This is a genomic window from Kitasatospora sp. NPDC007106, from assembly GCF_040634455.1.
Lineage (GTDB): Bacteria > Actinomycetota > Actinomycetes > Streptomycetales > Streptomycetaceae > Kitasatospora > Kitasatospora arboriphila.
Genome location: NZ_JBEYFP010000441.1, coordinates 1 through 4,942, shown reverse-complemented (window position 1 = coordinate 4,942; position 4,942 = coordinate 1). Strand labels below are relative to the sequence as shown.

3 protein-coding genes are annotated in these 4,942 nt (G+C 75.8%); all 3 read right to left on the bottom strand.

Annotated features, from left to right (window positions below; genetic code table 11):
• On the bottom strand, positions 1-674 hold a 674-nt coding region (locus ABZ641_RS25635; protein WP_359985277.1), incomplete at its 3' end, for a DUF5682 family protein.
• The gene (locus tag ABZ641_RS25630; RefSeq protein WP_344626141.1) at positions 674-1,756 is read right to left on the bottom strand and encodes an AAA family ATPase; all 1,083 of its coding nucleotides are present in this window, start codon (positions 1,754-1,756) and stop codon (positions 674-676) included. The genes ABZ641_RS25635 and ABZ641_RS25630, both read right to left, overlap by 1 nt.
• A gap of 80 nt (positions 1,757-1,836) precedes the next feature.
• The coding region (locus ABZ641_RS25625) for a DUF4132 domain-containing protein (protein ID WP_359985275.1) at positions 1,837-4,942 on the bottom strand (3,106 nt) is incomplete at its 5' end.

The window sequence follows — 4,942 nt, the reverse complement described above, 5'->3', positions numbered from 1 at the left end:
GCGGGCAGCGCGGGCCGGCCGGGCGCCTCGGCGGGCCGTGCGGCGAGGGTGCGCAGGGCGGGTGTGTGGAAGCCGCCGGTGACGACCAGCACGGTCGCCGTCCCCGCCTCGGCGAGGACGGCGCGGACCCAGTCGGCCATGTACGCCTCGCGGGCCCGGTCGCCCTCGTCCGCCTCGGCGTCGCCGCGGACCAGGTCGAAGTAGGCGTCCAGGCGCTCGGCCAGCCCCTCCGGCGGGGCCACCTCGAACAGGCCGTCCCACAGGGCGTCCACCGACCCGGTGCCGAAGCGCTCGCACAGCCGGGCGGTGGCCTCGGCGTACCGGGCCTCCGCGTCGGCGTACCGGTTGGCGCGCAGCGCGAACGCCGGGTGCCAGGACGGCAGGTCGACGAACAGCACCTCCGCGCCTGCCGCCCGGCCCTCCTGCAGCGCCACCCACTCGGGCGAGTGGTCGCACAGCGGCGCCCAGGTGGTGGCGGTGCGTTCGGCGTCGCGGTAGTGGCCGAACACGGCGATCGGCAGGTCGTGGCCGAGGGCCAGCTCGTCCAGCCGGCCGTTGAGGTCGGCCGGGCCCTCGACCAGCACGTACGCGGGCCGCAGCCGCCGGACGGTGTCCGCCACCAGGCGCGCGCAGGCGGGCGAGTGGTGGCGGACGCCGAGGAAGACCGCGGGCATCAGCCGGCCAGCAGGTGGCGGGCGTCGTGCACGGCCTGCCAGTGCGGGCCGCGCCGCCGCGGCACCCGCTGCTCCAGGTAGCGGCGCAGCCGGGCCAGGTCCTCCGGGCTGTCCTTGGCGGCGGTGCCGGCCAGGCTGGAGACCAGGTCGGCCGCGTTGCCGGGCTCGCCGCGCAGGTACCAGCCGCGCAGCCCGACCGCGTGGGCGACCGACACCGCCTCGGCGGTGCTCATCACCGCGGACGGGCGGTCGCCGCCCTCGGCGGCGCGCAGCTCTCGGAAGGCGGTGACCAGGACCTCCAGCAGGTCCCGGTCGGGTGCCGCGGCCACCCCCGAGCGGCGCAGCAGGTGCCCGGACTCGGCCTCGACCAGGGCGAGTTCGGTGTCCAGGTCGGGGATCGGGAAGACCGTCTCGAAGTTGAACCGGCGCTTGAGCGCCGAACTCATCTCGTTCACGCCGCGGTCGCGGGTGTTGGCGGTGGCGATCACGTTGAAGCCCTGCCTGGCGAAGACCATGCCCTCCGGCCCGTCCAGCTCCGGGACGGCGACCACCCGCTCGGAGAGCAGGGACAGCAGCGAGTCCTGCACCTCCAGCGGGCAGCGGGTGATCTCCTCGAACCGGACGATCCGGCCCTCGGCCATGCCGCGCAGCATCGGCGCGGGCACCAGCGAGCGGGTGGACGGCCCTTCGGAGACCAGCAGGGCGTAGTTCCACGAGTACTTGATCTGGTCCTCGGTGGTCGCCGCGCCGCCCTGCACGGTCAGCCGGGAGGTGCCGCTGACCGCCGCCGCGATCAGCTCCGACAGCAGCGACTTGGCGGTGCCCGGCTCGCCGACCAGCAGCAGGCCGCGGTTGGTGGCCAGGGTCACCAGGGCGCGCTCGACCAGCGCCGGATCGCCGACGAACTTGCGGGCGATGCCCGCCGCCGCGTCGCCGACGACGAACCGCAGGGCCGCGCGCAGGCTCAGCTCCCAGCCCGGCGGGCGGTGGTCGCGGTCCTCGGCGCGCAGCGCCGCCAGCTCCTCGGCGTACCGGACCTCGGCGGGCGGCCGCTGGAGCTGCTCCTCGGCGGTGGTGGTCATGGCGGCCTTCCCGGGGTGGTCCGTGCGGCTGTCGGTGCAGGTGTCGGTGGGGGTACAGCTCTTGGTGGCGGCGGGCGGGTTCACGGCGTGGTCAGCTCGGTCAGGTCGGCGATCACCTCGGAGGCGGTCACCGCGTCGAGTTCGGCGAAGGTCGGGAACGTCCGGTCGCGGGACCAGTAGTCGCCCGGACGGATGTCGAGCCACACGGTCTCGACCCGCTGCTCCGGATACACGTCGTGCATGCCGACCGCGATGCCGTGCTCCGGGGCGAGCACCACGTAGCGGTCGGGGCCCACCCGGCGGGACAGCCAGCGCTCCACACCCGCGTCCTGCGGCGCGCCGCGCTGCCAGCCGCGCCGCTCCATGCCGACCAGCCGGGCGGTCGGCAGCACCGGACCGTTCTCGAAGCGGGTCAGCCGGTGACCGGCGCGCTCCTCGTCGCTCAGCGCGTACACCTGCCGGCCGAGCTGACGGAACGGCTGCAGGATCTCGTAGTCGGCGAACAGCTCCGACCAGGCGCCGAGGTCGTCGCCGAGCAGCAGCGGATGGGCCAGCCGGACGGTCGCCCCCGACGGCAGCACGAACACCTCGTCCCGGACGTCCGCCAGGGTGCGGTCCTCGGCGACCCGGAACGCCGTCGTGGCGCCGTCCGCCTCGGCCAGCCACACCAGCCGGCGCACCAGGTGCCACAGCAGCGGATGTCCGACGAACAGCTGGTCGAACTCCTCCGCCGTCCACGACCGCCGGGTGACCATCGCGTCCTCCAGCCGGCGGATCTGGTCCCCCGCCACCGTGCGGACGTCCTTCTTCAACGCGGCGAACCGCTTGCGCTCGGCCGGCGCCACCTCGGCGTCGTCCCGCGCCCCCGGCACCGGCAGGTCCTTGCGGCGGGCGCCGTCCGCGTCCAGCACGTACGGCTTGAGCTGCTCGTCGAAGCCGACGGTGAACGTGCGGGTGCCGTAGTCGACGACGGTGGTGCCGTCGGCGTCCAGCCCGAAGTCCGGCACCAGGCGGTCGGAGAGCTGCTCCCCGGACAGGCCGAGCCCGGCCGCCACCTCGGCGATCTTCTCCTGCGCCCGGGCCTTGAGCGCCTTGAACTTCACCCGCTGTGCGATGCCGTGCAGGTGCAGCAGGGCGACGTCGCTGCCGATCGCGGCCAGCACCTCCAGACCGTCCACCGCCCGGTGGTGCGCCCCCTCGCCCGGCCACGCCCGGAGCACCGGCGTCAGCCGGCGGACCGTCCCGTCGTCGCCGAGCCGGCCGAGCACGTGCAGCGCCCAGCCGTCCTGCGACGGCATACCGGCCAGCCGCCACTGCTCGAACACCGCCCAGGCGAAGGCCGTCAGCGACTCCGGCTCGCACACCTCCGCCACCTGCTCCAGGCCCGGGTAGAACGCCCCCGGCTTGGACAGCGCCAGCACGGTGAGCACGTGCCGCACCGCCTCGGGCGGCAGCGCGCCCCCGCCGCCGCGCACCAGCAGCTGCGGCAGCATCATCGGCTCCGCCCAGTCGCCGGGCTGGGGCAGCTTCGCCGGCAGCGCGTTCACCAGCGGGTCGGCGGACAGCAGCACGCCCACCACCTCCGCCGCGTCCGGACCGTACTCACCGGCCACCACGCACACCGCCGGGGCGCCGTGCGCGGCAGTGATCAGCCGCAGGGCGTGCTCGGCGCTGCGCCGGGCCACGCCGACCTTGCCGACCGCGGCGGGCACCAGCAGCCGCGCGGCGTCCAGCCCGTGCCGGCCGAACCAGGCACGGGCGGTGTCCCCGGCCGACTTGAGGCGCACCAGCCAGTCCGCCATGGTCGCGGCCACCCGGCCGTCCAGGTACGGCAGCAGCAGCGACGCGTGGGCGGCCGGGTTGTGCTGCGCGGCGGCCAGCATCGGCTCCAGCGCGTCCGTCCCGAAGCGGGCGGCGACCCGGCGCAGCGCGCCGACGGCGTCCCAGATGTGCTCGCCGCCGCGCCACCCCGCGATCAGCGGACGGCCCAGCTCCTCGTCGCCGTACGCGAACAGCCCCAGCTCCTCGTGCCGGTTGGAGTGGTGCCGGGGGTCGCCGGGCCGCTCCGCCACGGCCCGCATCGTGTCGGCGATCCGCTGCCAGTCGCCGTCCGACCAGCGCGCGTACCAGGACTCGGAGATCGCCCAGGCGTCCTGCTCGCCCGGCAGCCAGCGCAGCTGCGGCCCGCCTGCCGCGTCCGGCGCGTGCGGTCCGTCCGGCGCAGTGAGGCCGGTCAGTACGCGCGGCTTGGCGGTGGAACGCGGCCGGGTCCACGGCGGGCTGGTGAACAGCTCGGGCAGCGAGGCGACCGGGACGTCCGGCACCCGGTCGGCCACCTCGGTGAGCGGCTGCACCACGGCGGCCTGCTCCGGCGTCAGCTCCGGCAGCAGCTCCAGCGCGATCGCACGGTGGGCGGCGACGTGCGCGGTGAGGAGCTGGCCGGCGAGCTGCCGGGCGGCCGGATCGGCGGACGTCGCCGCGGCCTCGGAGAGCAGCCGGACGGCCCGGCGCGGGTAGCGGCGGACCGACGCCACCAGGGCCCCGCGGGCCGCCTTGTCGTCTCCCTGATGGGTCAGCAGGCCGCGGAAGGCGTCGTCGGACGGCAGCTCGGCGAGTGCGGCCAGCAGTTGCTTGCGCCGGTCGCTGTAGAGGTAGTCGTGCGCCAGGGCGTGCAGCAGCAGCGGCGCGGCGCCACCGCCGAGCCCCTCCGCGACGGTGGCGATGACCTCCGCCGACCAGCCGTCCCAGCCGAGGCCCGGCAGGCGGTCCAGCTCTTCGAGCGGCTCGGCCGAGGAGAGCGAGCAGAGCAGCATCGACCACGCGGCCGTGTCGAGCCCCGCGGACGCGCGGACGCACTCCTCGGCCCAGGCCGTCTCGGACGGCACCAGGTACACCGCCGCCACCAGGCGCGGCAGGTTCCGCCGGCAGCCGGCCAGGGCCTCGACCACGGCGGCGTGGGTCTCCTCGTCGCAGACCGCCAGCAGGGCACGGACGCGGTCCACGGCCGGGCGGTGCGCCACCGACGCCCGGTGCCGGTGCTTGGCCGTCCCTACCCGCGGATTGAACCGGCGCGAGTTGGACGAGTCCGAGGTCACGTAGACCTCCAGCAGCTCGACCACCGCCCGGGCCGCGAACGGCAGGCCGTGCTCCACCACCCAGCCGTCCACCGCCCGGCGGTAGCCCTCC

Bases quoted from the DNA above. Each gene is read 5' to 3' on its own strand.
- ABZ641_RS25630 (WP_344626141.1), bottom strand. From the start codon at position 1,756: ATGACCACCACCGCCGAGGAGCAGCTCCAGCGGCCGCCCGCCGAGGTC.